This window comes from Cupriavidus lacunae, assembly GCF_003353055.1.
GTDB lineage: Bacteria > Pseudomonadota > Gammaproteobacteria > Burkholderiales > Burkholderiaceae > Cupriavidus > Cupriavidus lacunae.
Genome location: NZ_QKWJ01000052.1, coordinates 1 through 15,430 on the forward strand (window position 1 = coordinate 1; position 15,430 = coordinate 15,430).

At 61.4% G+C, this 15,430-nt stretch carries 12 protein-coding genes and 1 pseudogene; 8 read left to right on the plus strand and 5 right to left on the minus strand.

Going from position 1 to position 15,430, the window contains the following annotated elements; all coding sequences use genetic code 11:
- From DN412_RS28870 to DN412_RS28890, 5 genes are all read left to right on the plus strand, one after another.
- Positions 1–355: group II intron maturase-specific domain-containing protein (locus DN412_RS28870; protein ID WP_279635251.1), on the plus strand; the 355-nt coding region annotated here is incomplete at its 5' end.
- 1,059 nt (positions 356–1,414) lie between these two features.
- Complete coding sequence (locus tag DN412_RS28875) at positions 1,415–1,894, plus strand: carboxymuconolactone decarboxylase family protein (protein ID WP_115214701.1); 480 nt, start codon at positions 1,415–1,417, stop codon at positions 1,892–1,894.
- Between the two features lie 172 nt (positions 1,895–2,066).
- Positions 2,067–3,764, plus strand: a complete 1,698-nt coding sequence (locus DN412_RS28880; RefSeq protein ID WP_115214702.1) for an FAD-dependent oxidoreductase — start codon at positions 2,067–2,069, stop codon at positions 3,762–3,764.
- Positions 3,765–4,182: 418 nt separating this feature from the next.
- Positions 4,183–4,893, plus strand: coding sequence for an SDR family NAD(P)-dependent oxidoreductase (locus DN412_RS28885; RefSeq protein WP_115214703.1), 711 nt, complete (start codon positions 4,183–4,185; stop codon positions 4,891–4,893).
- Between the two features lie 396 nt (positions 4,894–5,289).
- Positions 5,290–6,558 carry a patatin-like phospholipase family protein gene (locus tag DN412_RS28890; RefSeq protein WP_115214738.1) on the plus strand — a complete coding sequence of 423 codons (1,269 nt, stop codon included), beginning with the start codon at positions 5,290–5,292 and terminating at the stop codon, positions 6,556–6,558.
- Between the two features lie 443 nt (positions 6,559–7,001).
- Here the strand turns inward: DN412_RS28890 and DN412_RS28895 are convergent, their stop codons facing one another.
- Entirely contained in the window at positions 7,002–8,525 is a 1,524-nt protein-coding gene (locus DN412_RS28895) for a tannase/feruloyl esterase family alpha/beta hydrolase (protein ID WP_161564055.1), read from the minus strand.
- A gap of 701 nt (positions 8,526–9,226) precedes the next feature.
- Between DN412_RS28895 and DN412_RS44760 the strand changes: the two genes are divergently transcribed.
- From DN412_RS44760 to DN412_RS28920, 3 genes and pseudogenes are all read left to right on the plus strand, one after another.
- Positions 9,227–9,997, plus strand: coding sequence for a putative Ig domain-containing protein (locus tag DN412_RS44760; protein ID WP_115214705.1), 771 nt, complete (start codon positions 9,227–9,229; stop codon positions 9,995–9,997).
- The gene (locus DN412_RS44765) at positions 9,885–10,676 is read left to right on the plus strand and encodes a Kelch repeat-containing protein (RefSeq protein ID WP_425267456.1); all 792 of its coding nucleotides are present in this window, start codon (positions 9,885–9,887) and stop codon (positions 10,674–10,676) included. Before DN412_RS44760 ends, DN412_RS44765 begins: the two co-directional genes overlap by 113 nt.
- 788 nt (positions 10,677–11,464) lie before the next feature.
- Positions 11,465–12,023, plus strand: a pseudogene (locus DN412_RS28920) (alpha/beta fold hydrolase); the annotation flags it as partial.
- A gap of 102 nt (positions 12,024–12,125) precedes the next feature.
- Here the strand turns inward: DN412_RS28920 and DN412_RS28925 are convergent.
- The 4 genes from DN412_RS28925 to DN412_RS28940 form a co-directional block, all read right to left on the minus strand.
- Positions 12,126–12,749 (minus strand): response regulator transcription factor, encoded by a 624-nt coding sequence (locus DN412_RS28925; protein WP_167471145.1) that lies wholly within the window; start codon positions 12,747–12,749, stop codon positions 12,126–12,128.
- Between the two features lie 33 nt (positions 12,750–12,782).
- A complete protein-coding gene (locus tag DN412_RS28930) occupies positions 12,783–12,992 on the minus strand; it encodes a response regulator (RefSeq protein ID WP_244222812.1) in 210 nt (69 codons plus the stop codon).
- A 248-nt stretch (positions 12,993–13,240) separates the two neighbouring features.
- Positions 13,241–14,071, minus strand: a complete 831-nt coding sequence (locus DN412_RS28935) for an enoyl-CoA hydratase/isomerase family protein (RefSeq protein WP_115214708.1) — start codon at positions 14,069–14,071, stop codon at positions 13,241–13,243.
- A 93-nt stretch (positions 14,072–14,164) separates the two neighbouring features.
- The gene (locus DN412_RS28940) at positions 14,165–15,427 is read right to left on the minus strand and encodes a CaiB/BaiF CoA transferase family protein (RefSeq protein ID WP_244222813.1); all 1,263 of its coding nucleotides are present in this window, start codon (positions 15,425–15,427) and stop codon (positions 14,165–14,167) included.
- Positions 15,428–15,430 lie beyond the last annotated feature (3 nt).

Below are 15,430 nucleotides of genomic sequence, written 5' to 3' on the forward strand. Positions count from 1 at the left end.
GGGCCAACGCTGGGTGCGCAAGAAGAGTCTGATGGGGCTGCGGGATCGAATCCGTGCCCTGACCAAGCGCCACCGGGGCGATTCGATCGAGAGCATCATCGCGTCGATCAATCCGATCCTGCGAGGCTGGTTCGGATACTTCCGGCATGCCCACCGCTACACCTTCTCGTCCGTCGACGGCTTTGTTCGTCGTCGACTGCGAGCGGTCCTGCGCCGACAGCTACATCGTCCAGGTCAGGGCCGATGCTTTCGCGATCACAGTCGATGGCCAAATGCCTTCTTCGCCAATCTTGGGCTGTTCACGATGTACGAGGCTCATCAATTGGCGCGCCAATCCCGATGTGGAAACAACTGACTGGAGAGCCCGTCGCGGGAAAACCGCACACCGGGTTCGGAGGGAGGGGACGGCGAAAGCCGTTTCCTACCCCTATCCACTGGCCGGACTCGGCCTTCGATCATAAACACCCGAGGGCGCCGCCACGGTCGGCCACTACCGGCCGTGGATTGAGCCGCTCTCGCAGATCCCTTTCCAACGACAAGCGCGCTTCTCGGCAACGCGTTTGTTCGTCGGCTTACCGTGATCTGCTTAGCCAGTGTCTGCACGGCGTTTCACGACAGAGGGCGGATGATGACTCATGCGACTCTCAAGAGTACTTCTCCTGTATGCGAAACTCGAAACAGATCTTTGTCGATTAACTCGACGAGTTCGCCGCTGGACAAGCGCCAATTCTTGGCGCCTGGATAGACGCGCAGGCCTCTAGGGGTCATGGCTGATGTGAAGTAGCGACACTCAAGCACAAAAACGCAACGGTCGTCGTCGCCAGCGCAAGTCAGACGCTGGATTACTTTGTTGCCACGGCGCGGGCCGAATTTGGGATGCTGCAGCGTGATAGCCATGTACGGATAAGTGCATGGGACCAACAAGTCCTATCGTGACGAGGGGTCGGCATATTCCCTTGGCCGATTACCATTTACTGAATAGTGCACGCTAATTAGTATCCAGGCATATTTTTCCCTCCTGATCGGGCTGAGGCGGCCGTTTCCCTGCAAGCCATGGCGGAAGCCGGAGAAAGGCCGGATACGAACTTGAACCGGGCGACTTGCGGCCAGCGTGCAATGGAGACTATTCCGGATCCCCTAATCATTCGACTCTGCAGGTCTCGCCCAACGACTACGAATGTTTCTGTTGCGGAGATGCGTTGTTGGCGCATTCGCGCGTCACAAGGACCGTTGCGCGAATGTTGCACCATAAAAAACGCTGCGATTGGTGCCGATGCGACAACAGAGTGGGTACCGTGAAAGCACTACCGCGTGGTCTGTCGAAGCGTATTATTCCGTCCAAGCCGACCCCGAGGCAAATAACGCCGCGCAGCCTCGGTGAGCTCAACTTTTAGTCAACTGCCAGCAGAGAATCATGATGCAACGCCTTAACTACTTCCAGCAGTCCTCCGAACTGACCAAGAAGCTCATGGAGTTCGGCGCGCTGTTCCAGAAGACCACGATTGAAGAGCCCATTCGCGAGCTCGTCGAGATTCGCGCATCGCAGCTCAATGGCTGCGCGTTCTGCGTCGACATGCATATCAAGATGGCAAAGATCCACGGCGAGCGCGAACTGCGCCTGCATCATGTGGCGATCTGGCGCGAGTCGACGCTGTTCTCGCCGCGCGAACGCGCCGCGCTGGCCTGGACCGAGGTGCTGACGAGGCTTCCCGCCGACGGCGTGCCCGACGATATCTATGAGCGCGTGCGCACCCAGTACAGCGAGAGGGAACTGTCGGACCTCACCTTCCTGGTGGGGGCGATCAATACCTGGAATCGCCTGAACGTGGCGTTCCGCATGGTGCCTGGTTCGTCGGACAAGGCGTTCGGGCTCGACAAGGCCAATCTCGAGTGACGTCTAGAAGGCGATCGCCGCGTTTGCCGCATGCGGCTAGCGATGCTTCGCCCCTCCGTTCCGACGCGCCTCCTATACGCAAGTCCTGTCATGGCACGCCCGGTGCATGACTGCGTTTCGAGGACTGGACTGCTACGCTTGCACGCAAGGCAGACCACCACATCCATCCGCCATGGACATCTCCGCCCAACACAAGTCGTCCGCCGATGCATCCGGCGCCGTGCCGGAAGCGGCCCCGGCCGTCGTAGTCTTGCACGAGCGGCAGATGTATCCGCACTTATCTGCCGCCGATATCGCGCGCATCGCGCCCTATGGCCGGGAACAGACCTGGCAGGCCGGCGAGTACGTGGTACGTACCGGGGATCCGGCCAATGGCATGATCCTCGTCATCGAAGGGCGTGTGCGCATCGTGCAGCGCGATGGCATCGGTGACAGCGCTCTGGCCTCCGAGCACGGGCCCGGCAATTTTCTGGCCGAAATCGGCCAGCTTTCTGGTACGCCCGAACTCGTCGACGGCATCGCCATCGAGGATGTGCGCGCCATCGTCGTGCGCCCGGCGTGCTTGCGCGCGCTGATGGTGGCCGAGGCCGCGCTCGGCGAGTTGATCATGCAGGCGATGATGCTGCGCCGCACGGCGCTGATCCAGCGTGGACGCGGGCCGACGCTGATCGGCCGTGGGAGCGATCCGGCCATGTTCGACCTGCAGGCGCTCCTGCGGCGTAACAACTATCCGTATTCGGTGGTTGATATCGACGCGGATGCTGAAGCGGCGGAAATGCCCGGCAAGTTCGATGCCACCGATGACGATCTGCCGCTCGTCATCGACCCCAATGGCACGGTGCTGCGCCGTCCCGATACCACGCAGGTGCTGTCGTGCCTGGGGTTGCTGCCGCATATCGATGGCATCCGGATCTATGATGTGGCGATCATTGGCGCGGGCCCGGCCGGGCTGGCGGCGGCGGTCTATGCGGCGTCGGAAGGGTTGCGCGTGATCGTGCTCGATGCGTTGTCGCCGGGCGGTCAGGCTGGTGCCAGCGCGCGCATCGAGAACTACCTGGGATTTCCCGCCGGAATTTCGGGCCATGCGCTTACCACCAATGCTTGTGCGCAGGCGCAGAAGTTCGGCGCGCACATCGCCTTTCCCACGGAAATCGAACGGCTCGATTGCGGCGCCGTACACCAGTTGCGTACGCGGGCCGGCGATACGATCCAGGCGCGTACCGTCATCATCGCCAGCGGCGCCGCGTACCGTCGGCCGCCGATTCCGCGCCGGGCCGAGTTTGAAGGGAGTGGCGTCTACTACTGGGCGTCGCCGGTGGAAGCCAAGCTCTGCGCCAAGCGGGAAGTCATGCTGGTGGGTGGCGGCAATTCCGCCGGCCAGGCCGCCGTGTTCCTGGGCGCCCATGTCGCGCACGTCCACGTTGTGATTCGCGGCGATAGCCTCGACACCAGCATGTCGCGCTACCTGATCGACCGCATCGCCGCGCAGCGCAACATCACGGTCCATGCCCGCACCGAAGTGGTGGACCTCGAAGGCAATACGCGGCTGACAGGCGTATCCCTGCGTGATTGCAATATGGGCACGCAGATGACGATGCGGGTGCAGCACGTGTTCCTGTTTACTGGCGCGCAGCCGAACACATCGTGGCTGGACGGCTGCGATGTGGGGGTAGATGCCAAGGGGTTCGTGCTGACCGGCATAGACGCCGGGCTACAGTCCAATACGCTGGAAACCTGCGTGTCGGGCGTCTTCGCCATCGGCGATGTCCGCTCCGGCTCGACCAAGCGCGTGGCCACTGCGGTGGGCGAGGGCGCAGCGGTTGTGTCGCAGATCCACGGCTATCTCGCCGTCGCTCGGGAAGCGGCCTGAGGCCCTCGGGGCAGGCTCTCTGGACGCCCGTGTTGTCTCTCGCTACTGGTGATTGGTACACGTCCCTGGATATGCGCGAGTGGGCCATGGCGTCGAAGGCTGTTCACTGCAGGGCACACGCCGCTGTGCGGTACAGGCAATCAAGCGAAGCGATCCGGACTCCTGCGTCGGACGTTTGTGAAGGCTTACTGAATGTCTTCCGAATGCTCGTACGTTCAAAATTATCCGTCGACAGGCCGCGCCACTGGACTAATTCGGAACCAACGCGTACCACATGTATACGCTCGTCCCATCGTTGAACAGGAACATCTGTCGACGACGATAACAGCGCATAGCCGCGCCGACGCTTACTGAGCGGTTCGGAGGTTTTTGAGCCCGGGACTGCACCGCGTCAACCCACAACTGGAGGAGGTGTAGCATGAGCAACCAACAAAAGGTCATTGTTATCACCGGCGCTTCGCAAGGCATGGGAGCGGAGGCGGTCAAAGCATTTCGCTGCCGGGGGCACCACGTTGTCGCAACGGCCCGCTCCATCAAAGCGACTGACGACGCCGACCTGTTGGCCGTGGCAGGCGATATCGGCGAACCCGCTACCGCGCGCCGTGTGATCGATGAAACGATCAAACGCTTTGGGCGTGTCGACACGCTAGTGAACAATGCCGGCATTTTCATCGCGAAGCCTTTCGCCGAATACACTGCCGAAGATTTCACATCATTGATCAATGTGAACTTGGCGGGATTTTTCTATATCACGCAGCTCGCGCTGGCTCGAATGGAGAAGCAATCGAGCGGGCACATCGTCAACGTCACGGCGAGCCTCGTCGACCACGCGATGGAAGCCTTGCCAGCGGCTATGGCGTCGCTGACGAAGGGCGGAATCGCGGCGGCCACTCGCGCGCTTGCGATCGAATATGCGAAGCGCGGCATCCGCGTGAATGCGGTCTCACCGGGAATGATCAAGACTCCGATGTTTCCCCCGGACTTGTACACGAAATTCGGCGCGTTGCATCCAATGGGCCGCATGGGGGAAATGAGCGACATCGTCGAAGCGATCCTGTATCTGGATTCGGCGCCGTTCGTGACAGGCGAAATTCTGCATGTCGATGGCGGCCAGGTCGCCGGTCATTGAGTACTCTTCACGCTCTCGTGAATGCACCGCCGCATGCTGCAAAGTCCGCATGCAAATTGCACATGCAGGGCCGCAGCAGCGAGCTATCGCAAACAACCGCCCCGCCACCTCGACGCCCGCCACGCGCACGCATGCGACCGAGTATCGACATATGCCCTCCAGCACATAGACGCCTGACCTAGTCCAATGCGGAAGTTTCGACATGACTACACTCTTCGGCGCAAGAGCAGTCTGCCTTGGCGAATGGGGGAGGCGGGGAGAGAGCGACACGCCTGCGGCAGGGCCTACCGCACTCTGATGCTGCTTCTACTTGCGGGACTCAGTGCCTGCGGGGCGCTTCCTCACAATGCTCCGCGCAATCTGCCTCAGGCCGCGGCTGGCAGCGCATCCGCGGCCATGCGAGAAGCCGCCGACGTCGCCGGCCAGACAACCGTCGCCATGTCGTTCTCTGGCGGTGGCACGCGAGCCGCAGCCTTCGCCTTCGGCGCGCTGCAGGGGCTCGACGCCATGAGAGGTCCTGGGGGCGCGTCCTTGCTCGACAACGTCGCATTCATTAGCAGCGTGTCCGGAGGCTCCATCACCGCTGCATACTACGGTCTGCACGGCAAGGCCAGCCTGGCGACCTTTCGATCAGTGCTCTTGAAGGACGGAGAGGCGGGACTTCGCTTCAGTCTCCTGAATCCGGTCAACCTTGCGCGCCTCTTCGCGGGGGGGCTCAACGATCGGGAAGATCTCAGGACATGGCTCGACGAAGACGTGTTCAAGGGCGCGACGTACGCCGACATGTTCCGCCGCGGCAAGCCAATCGTTTGGATCAACGCCACGAACGTCTACTACCGGGTCGCGTTCCCGTTCAGCCAGCAGGCATTCGATGCGCTATGCAGTGATCTCGCGAGCTTTCCCGTTTCCGAGGCCGTCGCCGCATCCATGGCGGTCCCGCTCTTCTTCGCACCGATCGTCCTTCAAAAGCATCCCGAGGCTTGCAGTGCACCGCTGCCGGACCTTGACAAGGCCCAGGCGCCAGGGCAATCGCTGCTGTTTGGGGCGTTGGCAAACGCCGTTCGCGGTCTCCGGGACACTTCGAAGGGAAGGTACATCAAGCTGGTCGACGGCGGGGTGACCGACAATTACGGCTTGGCCACCATTTTGCAATCGCGCCTGCTGCTGGGCACGGCTTACGGTCCCATGAGCGAGAACGACGCGATCAATGTGCGGCGGCTGCTTTTCATCGTTGTTGACGCCGGTCACGGCCCGCGCGGCGATTGGAACCGAAGTCAGGATGGCCCATCCGGAATCGAAGTCGCAAGCGCGGCCATCGATGCGGCAATGGGAACCAACGTCCGAATGAGCTATGACGCCTTCGTTCCCATGATGCAGCAGTGGCGCGACGACCTCGTGGCGTATCGGTGTGGCATGCCGCATTCTCGGCAGCAGGAGATCGCTGCACGCCGCCCAGGCTGGCGGTGCAACGAAGTCGAATTCTTCGTCACGCGGATCTCGTTTGAAGCCCTCGACAAGGAGCGTGCTGCAAGTCTGAACGATGTGCCGACCAGACTTCGTCTGCCCGAGAGGGACGTCGATCGCCTGATCGAGGCGGGGAGGGATGCCATCCTTGGCAATTCGGTGATTCGCGAGTTCGAGCGCGAATCGACCGAGGCGCGATAGTCCCGCGGCACGCGGCGTGGGTGAGGCGGGCGGTGGCGAGAGTCTCAAAATGACCGGAATCCGACGTAGGCCCACCCGTGCGTGGGTGCGCGGGCGCCAGAGGCAACTACCGACCCTTCTGTGCCGCTCGACTCTTCCAGAAATCGATGGCGGCTATCCGAGTCCAACGGTCATCCGCCTCCACTGTTGCTCCGGCAGCAGGTCTGTTAGCGTCGGTGCGCTGAGCCAATTAAAGTGTGCTCGCAAATCGGTGGTTAATGTCTGCGCTGGACGCTGAGGCCCGCTCTCAATCTGTTGCGTGCGCTCAGCAAGAAAAATTCCCGGCGATGCTCGGCTAATCGACTCACAAATAGTTCGCTGGACGCGAACCGACGTGGTGATGCTCGCAAATTGCAGCCAGCCGCCTATGGGTCACACACCCAGAGCGGCTAGCTTAAGACCCTCTACGTTTGCGACACGCAAGTGAAGTTCGTGGCGTCGTTGACATCCCCTGATCCCTTGTATTGGGGATATTGTGGGTACGTACAAAGCGGCCGCGTGAACAGCGTTTTCGTCTGATCCGTCGATAGTTTCGATGCGACTGGTACCGGTGGGGCAGTTCCTTTCTCGACCCAATTCATGGTTGGCGTAAACAGATCAAAAGTGTCAGCGCCCGGTCCCTGGCCACAATGATTGACGCCGGCGGCGATATACATTCTTGAATTGTCCTGAGTCAATGAGGCTCCAGCCCCATTAGCAACTTCCTGCCACGTTCTGATCGTATCTTTGTGTGAGAGCAGAGCGTCGTCAGATCCATGCCAAATGACTATTTTCTTTCCAGCAGCTAAAAACTGCACCAGACCATTTCTCTCGGCATCAAAATGGTATTGAGTTTGGAGGACACTCGAGATCGTTGGGAAATACTGATCAACGTTGAAAGTTGAAACGTCCCAGGTAGGATTGTTGAGAACAATGTTCTTCATGTGACCGAGCCCAAGCCCGGCATACCATGGGCCCCAGAACGACATGTCGCCGAAGCCGTATCCGGAGTAGATAACCGTGCCATTCGACAATGTGAGGTCCGTCATCAATGCCTTCACGGCGGCGGCTTCACTACTCGTGAGTTGTACGGAAGCGGGAACATCAGCCGTAGGGTCGAAGGTGCACTTCTGCCAGTTGCTGATGACTCCGTCGGAGACACCATCGAGTGCGTCACACTTGGCGATTGCCGCGGAGGCGATTTGCTTCAGTTTGTCCGCCGAGGGAAGGGACAGCGCAGCAGCGCGGGTCCACTGGGGCACCTGCCCTTCAAGATTGCGTGTCGGAGCGCCCGCGATCACAGCGTTGAACTTGTCGCCATACTTCGCGGCAGCATTCAATGCGCCTCGTCCACCGTTGGAGCAGCCCTCATAGTATGCGTACTTCGGGATCTTTCCGTAGTAGTTTTGAGCGAGAGCGTCGCCGAAATCACGGGCGACGCCTATTGCGGTATGGGAATACAACTCGACGACGGTTGGGTTATTGAGAAAGTCAGCTCCGGTGGAATCACGGTGTCCGCCATTGTTTCCCAGGACCATTGCTCCAGATCGAAGCGCAGTTGAGCTGTTATTCCCGCTCGAATCTACAGCGGGTGTCAAGTTCGGAATCGCACCATCAAAGCCCCCACCGCCTTGCTGATAGTAACGATCCTGCCACGCGTCCGGCAAAAGGACCTGAATATCGTGCTGAGTGCCATTCTGCGTCGCTGTCACCTTGCAATATGCAGGCAACGTCCCCGATGCTGCCACAGGAGTCGCGGAAGTCACCGTGGCGTCCTCGAATTGCTTCCCGTTCAATGACGCACATGAGACGACCGGGGCGATAGCAACACTTGCCGTAACAGCATTCGTCGCTGGCGCACTTGGGGTGTCTGATCCGCCGCCTCCACAACCTGCTACCGCAATCAGCGCCGGTACTGCCGCAAGCGCATATGCGCGTCCGTTCTGCATTTCTTGTCTCCCGTGGTTTGGACAACTCGTGTTGCCTTGCATGTCCAACACTCTGCGCGAGACTCCAAATATTTGTCAATAGCAAACGACTTAGCCTATCGTTAACCAGAATCGACGGTTTAGACCATAAAATGTCGTTAGCGTCACATATTGTAGAATATGGATTGCCTTGTCGGGGCGCTGCATCTGGCCCATGGCAATCAGGTGCATCTGTCGCCAACTCACGATGCGCGTGCGGAAAAAGGTCTTGAAGCCAAGCATCAGTTGGGTGATGTTTTTGATGGTCCGATGGTCCGATGGTCCAACTCGACGATGTTGCTCAGGTGGGCAGCTTGTCGAACGACGAGTGCTTCGCGTTTGGCATTGATGTCGTATAGCTCAGCCCGATTGACGGGGCTGCCTTCGATGGTCACCAAATTGAGTTAGCCGTCTTGGTCGAAGGCCGTCTCAGAAAATACGCCGTGCGGCAACCTGTCGCGCTACGCATTCAGCGGGGAAATCGATGGTATGGCTCGCCTTATTGACCTCGCGGTACAGGGGAACGAACTCTCGCTCTTGCGCCCCCCGAGCGCCTGCGCTGAGAAGAATATCTGTGCGCGCTGGCAGCAATTTGAGCTGGATGCGTCGGTCGTCTATTCGCCAACCTGCAGATCAGGCCCAATACGCCAATCACGACAGGCGGCGAGATTACTCAATACAGCGTGTCCCCTGCGCTGCCCGTCGGACTTGTCCTGGATCCTCAGACCGGGGTGATTACCGGCACGCCCACCGCAGTGACCGCCTCGGCTGTCTACACGATCACCGGTAGCAACAGCGCGGACAGTGTCGAGACGCAACTCACGATCGAAGTGGCACCGCAGATCGAACCGCCAACGAGTCTCGCTTACTTGGATCCGAATCCGGTGTACATCGTCGGCCTGCCGATCGTGGACAACGAGCCGCAGTCGTCGGGCGGTGACATTACCCAGTTCTCCGTCTCGCCAAGATTACCGACCGGACTGAGTATCAATGCACAGACCGGCGAGATCAGCGGTACGCCGACTACCGCGGCAGCACCGACCGCCTACACCATAACGGGCAGCAACAGTGCAGGCAGCGTCACGGCGCAGGTCATCATTGATGTCGATAACGCGGTGATTGGGGAATGGCTGCCGGCTGACGCGATGAATCAGGGGCGCTCCCGGCACGCTGCCACCCTGCTTGCCGGCGGTCAGGTGCTTGTCGCGGGAGGGTACAAAAATGGAGACGCTTTGTCCTCAGCCGAGCTTTACGACCCGGCATCAGATTCATGGTCGACAACCAGCGGTCTGGCGCAGGCGCGCTACTATCAAACCGCCACGCTTTTTGCCCGATGGCCGGGTGCTCGCGGCAGGTGGATCCGCCAGCAATGCAACCTCGCAGTCTTCGGCCGAGCTGTACGCCCCGACCACGGGTACATGGTCGGGCACAGGCAGCATGAGTCAGGCGCGTGACACCCACACAGCCACATTACTCGCGAATGGAAAGGTACTCGTCGCAGGTGGCGAGGACACCACCAAGACGGGGGCGCTCGCCTCAGCCGAACTGTACGATCCGGCAACGGGTACGTGGTCGCCGACAGGTGGTCTGGCGCAGGCGCGCTACTTCCACACCGCCACGCTGCTAGCCGATGGCCGGGTGCTGGTGGTAGGGGGGTACAACGGTACCGTACGCCTGTCCAGCGCCGAGATTTACGATCCGGCAACGGGCACCAGGTCGCCGACAGGCAACCTGGCGCAGGGGCGCAGCCTCCACACGGCCTCACTGCTGTCCGACGGTCGCGTTCTCGTCGCAGGCGGATTCTTCGTACCGGCCGCACTCGCCTCCGCCGAAGTGTTCAACCTGGCGACGGGCGCATGGTCTGCCACGGGGAACCTGAACCAGGCGCGTTACAACCACGCGGCGACACTTTTGCCCGACGGTAAGGTCCTCGTCGAAGGCGGAAATAGCGCCACCTCATCCTATCTATTCTCAACGGAACTCTACGATCCGGCCGCCGGCACGTGGTCACTGACCGTCAGCCTTCACCAGGCCCGCCGTCAGCAAACTGCCACACTGCTCCCGGATGGGCGCGTGCTCGCAGCGGGAGGCCTCGGTATTGGGTACCTGACGTCAGCCGAGTTGTTCCATTGAACACGCACCATCGGTGCGGGTGTCCCGGCAATGATTGCAGCAGAGATCTCGAACCGGCTCATAAACGGCGGCAGGTATCCAAGGTGCACCGAGGAGTGCCGGCGAATCTTTTTTGCAGTCGCAGCTATCGCGCAAAGCTCCATCCGGGTGAACTGCCCAATGCCGGACGTGTTAGCCGCGCCGAACGCTCGGGGGTGTTCGCCGGATGTCTCCTCATGGATGCTCAGGAGACCTTCGAACGGCGGGGTTGTTGGACTGCTCGGTGACTGCTTGTGGCCGATCTCGGTCCGATAGCCGCCGCGAAGCCGCGACCGTCTCTGACCGACCCTTGTCGGCCGGTCAGACCTAGCAAGCAGCATGATCGATATGGTTTACGCAACGGCCATTCGCTTACAGGTGACTTGTTTCGAACGGAGACGCAATCCTCGATATGCATGCAAACAGTCCTCTCCGAGGACGGATCAACAAATTAACGCTGCACGACGCACTGCGCTCAAGTTCGCGGAAGCTCATTCCAAGAACAAGTCAGCGACAACGGATCGAAGCCATCGATTTGCAGGATCGTGGTGATAGCGCTCATGCCAATGCTGCTTGATTGAGAAACTAGGGAAGGAAACAGGCGGGGCTAGGAGACCGCGGCTATCGCGTGATCGGTTCGACGATATCGAGAAGCGACTCGCCACGGCGCCTACCATCAGCGTGCCCACCATCACCATGGAAGGCGATGCCACGGCGCGCCGCACCCGCACCTCAGCGCCTATGCCAGCAAGTTCATTGGCCGGTACGGTCCCTACTTGCGTGGCTATGGTGTCGGCCGACAGGAAGGTCGTCGAACCATGCGCAACGGCCAGCCCTCGGCCATAGCCGCCGACATGATCGCGCTGATGGGGAAGCGCTCAAGATCCGGAACGCCGCGGTGGCAGGCTTCGACTGGGGCGCGCGCACCGCCGACATCATGGCCACCCTGTGGCCGGAGCGTTGCAGGGGGCTGGTCGCGGTCAGCGGCTACCTGATCGGTAGCCAGGCGGCCGGCAAGCAGCCGTTGCCGCCGAAAGCCGAGCTGCAGTAGTGGTACCAGTTCTATTTCGCCACGGACCGTGGTCGCGCAGGCTATCAGAAGTACATGCGCTAGTTCGCCACGTTGATCTGGAAACTGGCGTCGCCAAAGGGGCTTTCGACGATGCCACGTTCGAGCGCAGCGCCGCCGCCTTCGACAACCCCGACCACGTGGAAATCACCATTACCGCTGGCGGCAGGGACTGGCCACCGGCGAAGCGAGGCCACAATCCGCCGCAGGAAGCGCCCACGGCATTTGCGCAGGCGGTGCTCGACGTCGACAGGCGCTGACGCGCGAGTGGTCGCCCGTATCCGGGGGATGGGAACCCGCCGCGAGGCAGGCGAATGCGGGCTATTTCATCACGCGATCGAGGCCAAGCCTTGTAGCCATGGTCACCAGGTCGGCGAGCGAGCATTCATCTTCCGCATGACCTGCCCGCGGTGCGCCTTCACCGTGATCTCGCTGATGCCCAGCTCGCCGCCTACCTGCATGTTCAGGAGGCCCGACGCCACCAGCGCCATGACTTCGCGCTCGCGTGGACTGAGTGAGGCGTAGCGTTCCTGGAGGGCGTTGAGCCCGGCTTTCTCTGCCAATGCCACGCGGCTGCGCTCGAGGCCGTGCCGGATGGCATCAAGCAGGACTTGATCTTCGAAAGGCTTGGTCAGAAATTCAACCGCTCCCGCCTTCATGGCCCGCACCGTCATCGGTACGTCGCCGTAGCCGGTGATAAAGATGATCGGCATGTCGGTGCGCTCGGAAGCGATCAGGTTCTGTAGGTCGAGGCCGCTGAGATCGGGAAGGCTGACGTCCAGCACCAGGCAGTTTGGGACCATGGCGAGCGGGCACTGAAGAAACGCCTGCGCGGAGGCGAACGTCTCCGCCCTGAAACCCGCGAAGCGGATCATCGCTTCCAGCGACTCACGCACCGAGATGTCGTCGTCAACGACGAAGACGACCGGCGGGGTGTGCGCCGACGACGCTTCCGGGCTACGTTCCATGGCATGGGCTGATGACATCGGCAACTCCAATCACAGGCTACCCGGGCGGATTCAGTCTGCCCGGAGCGCGGCCTGGATCGCGCCGAGCAGAGCGGTGTCGCTGAATGGCTTGAACAGGTACTCGACTGCACCCGGTTCGAGCATGCGCCGGCGCTGGGCCTCGTCCTCGTGCGCCGTGATGAAGACGATCGGGACGGATTGGCGGCGTCGCAGCCGGGATCCGCTCAGCGCGATCAGCAATACCACCACCACGTAAAGCACGGCAGTGGGACATTCCGATGAACCTACGGAGGTGGGCAGCAGAGGCGGCAAACATGAATGCCCCTGCGTCGCAGGCGAGGAAAACGGCGGCCATCGGCAAGTCAAAGAATGATTTCCGCATGGTCAGCTCCTCGCCTGGAGTGAAAATTTGCTGCGTGTGAAGCAGTGAATCGCACCGGACCCGGGCCCCACCTCTCCGAAATGAAGGGGTTGGCAGCGCCCGAAAGGCTGGATGCCCGGTGTCCGGATCACCGGCCCTGAAAGACCGCCTTGCGCTTGGCGACGAAGGCCGATGTGCCTTCCCCCTTGTCCTCCGAACTCGCACAAATCGCAAACAGTGTCCGCTCGAATGCCAAGGCCTCCGGCAGCGGCATGCTCTCCCCGCGGTTCACGGCCTCCATGGCAAGCCGGGTCGCAATCGGCGCGTTGGCGGAGATCGCATCGAGGATCTCCTGCGCTCTCGCCAGCAATGACTCGGCAGGCACAACTTCATTGACCAGCCCGATACGCATCGCTTCCTGTGCGTCGATGACCTGCCCGGTAAGGATGAGCTGCATGGCAGGGCCCTTGCCGACCAGACGCGGCAGGCGCTGTGTGCCGCCGTAGCCTGGCACCACCCCCAGCTTGACCTCGGGCTGACCGAAGCGGGCGTGCTGAGAGGCGATGCGGATGGTGCAGGCCATGGCGAGTTCGCAGCCCCCGCCAAGTGCATAGCCGTTGACCGCCGCGATGACCGGCTTACTGAGGTTCTCGATCAGCGACATGACGCCCTGGCCAAAGGCAGTGGAGCGCTCGGCAGAGAGAGCATCGAGGCTCACCAGGTCGTTGATGTCAGCGCCTGCGACGAAGGCTTTGCCCGCGCCGGTGATGATGACGCCGCGCACGGCGGGATCGTCGCGTGCATCGGCGATCGCCTCGCCGATCTCGGACATCGTTGCGGAGTTGAGGGCGTTCATGGCCTCCGGTCGGCTGATCGTGAGGTGTGCCGTGTTTCCGTGCTTCTCGTAGATGATGTTCGCGAACCGCTCGTAGAGGACGTTGCTGTAGTCGACGTCACTGGCAGGAGTGTGGTGGCTCATGCGGGACCTCCAGGTGATGGGTTGTGATCTGGGATTGAGGCATGCCCCCGCGCTGGCCTGCGAAACGGGACCGAGGCGGGGCAGGTGAGTAGTTCATCGCGTCCCGCCGGTCACATCGTCCACGACTGTGTGGCCGGCCAAGAGCTGCTCGATGTCCGATGCCGGGAAACCGAGGTCGCGCAGGATTTCCCGCGTGTGCTCGCCCACGCGCGGCGCGCGTCCCGGCTCTGTCTTTTGCACGCCGGCGACGTATTGCGGACTGCTGACGGTGAAGCTAGCGCCCACCGCAGGATCACGCACGGGCATGAATATGCCGTTCGCGTGCATTTGCGGATCCTGTGCAACCTCCGACAGTTCCTGGACGACACTGAAGATGACGCGGCCGGCGTCGAGCACCTGCTTCCAGTGCGCGATCGGCTGGCTGGCGAACACGGCGTCGAGTTCAGCGACCAGTGCCACCGAGTTGCGCTGGCGCGCGGGTGGATCCACAAACCGCGGGTCGTCGGCCAGGCCTGGCTGGCCAATTACCTGTGCGAAAGCCGGAAAGTCTTTCGACTGGATTGCCAGCATCAGCCAGCGGCCATCGGCCGTTCGATACGGATTAAGCGTTGGCGAGTCCGGACTCGTGCGGCTGTTCTGCGGGGGAAATTTCGCGTCGTTCAGCGCTGCCTCGATCATTTCGGCCGCCGCCCAGGCGCCCTCGGCGATCAACGAGGTGCCGACCTTGCAGCCCTTACCTGTCCGCTCGCGCTGGTAGAGGCCTGTGACGATCGCACCGTACAGAGTGCTCGCCGTGGCATGGTCGCCGATACCGGGCACTGACATGGAGGGTGGGCCGCTCGTGTCGTGGGTCATGTGCATGAGCCCGGAACGCGCCCAGTAGGCCGTGATGTCAAAGCCCGGCTTGTCTGCCTCTGCACCGCGTTCGCCGTAGCCCGTAATGTCCGCGTAGACCAGGCGCTCATTCAGCGGCGCGAGCGTCTCGTAGTCAAGCCCCAGCTTGCGGCGCACGTTGGGTGGGTAATTGGTGACAAGCACGTCGGCCCAGATGACGAGGCGATTCATCACCTCGCGCGCCGCGGGATCTTTGAGGTTCAGGGCGATGCTTCGCTTGTTGCGGCCGGTGAGCTGCCAGGCGTAGTTGCGGGGGCTCGCCGGATATGGCGAGCGTGATGACGTGTCGCGATATGGATCGCCGGTCGGCGGCTCGACTTTAACGACGGTGGCGCCAAAGTCCGACAGGATCGTGGCGGCAGCCGGGCCCGCGATAAAGCTTGCGACATCGAGGACCTTGAGGCCGCTGAAGATATTTTCTTGAGTCATGGGATGGATCGATGAAATGGTTGATGGATTCATGCA

Coding starts and splice junctions, on each gene's coding strand:
- DN412_RS28875 (WP_115214701.1), top strand. CDS start 1,415: ATGATGCAACGCCTTAACTACTTCCAGCAGTCCTCCGAACTGACCAAG.
- DN412_RS28880 (WP_115214702.1), top strand. CDS start 2,067: ATGGACATCTCCGCCCAACACAAGTCGTCCGCCGATGCATCCGGCGCC.
- DN412_RS28885 (WP_115214703.1), top strand. CDS start 4,183: ATGAGCAACCAACAAAAGGTCATTGTTATCACCGGCGCTTCGCAAGGC.
- DN412_RS28890 (WP_115214738.1), top strand. CDS start 5,290: ATGCGAGAAGCCGCCGACGTCGCCGGCCAGACAACCGTCGCCATGTCG.
- DN412_RS28895 (WP_161564055.1), bottom strand. CDS start 8,525: ATGCAGAACGGACGCGCATATGCGCTTGCGGCAGTACCGGCGCTGATT.
- DN412_RS28925 (WP_167471145.1), bottom strand. CDS start 12,749: ATGTCATCAGCCCATGCCATGGAACGTAGCCCGGAAGCGTCGTCGGCG.
- DN412_RS28935 (WP_115214708.1), bottom strand. CDS start 14,071: ATGAGCCACCACACTCCTGCCAGTGACGTCGACTACAGCAACGTCCTC.
- DN412_RS28940 (WP_244222813.1), bottom strand. CDS start 15,427: ATGAATCCATCAACCATTTCATCGATCCATCCCATGACTCAAGAAAAT.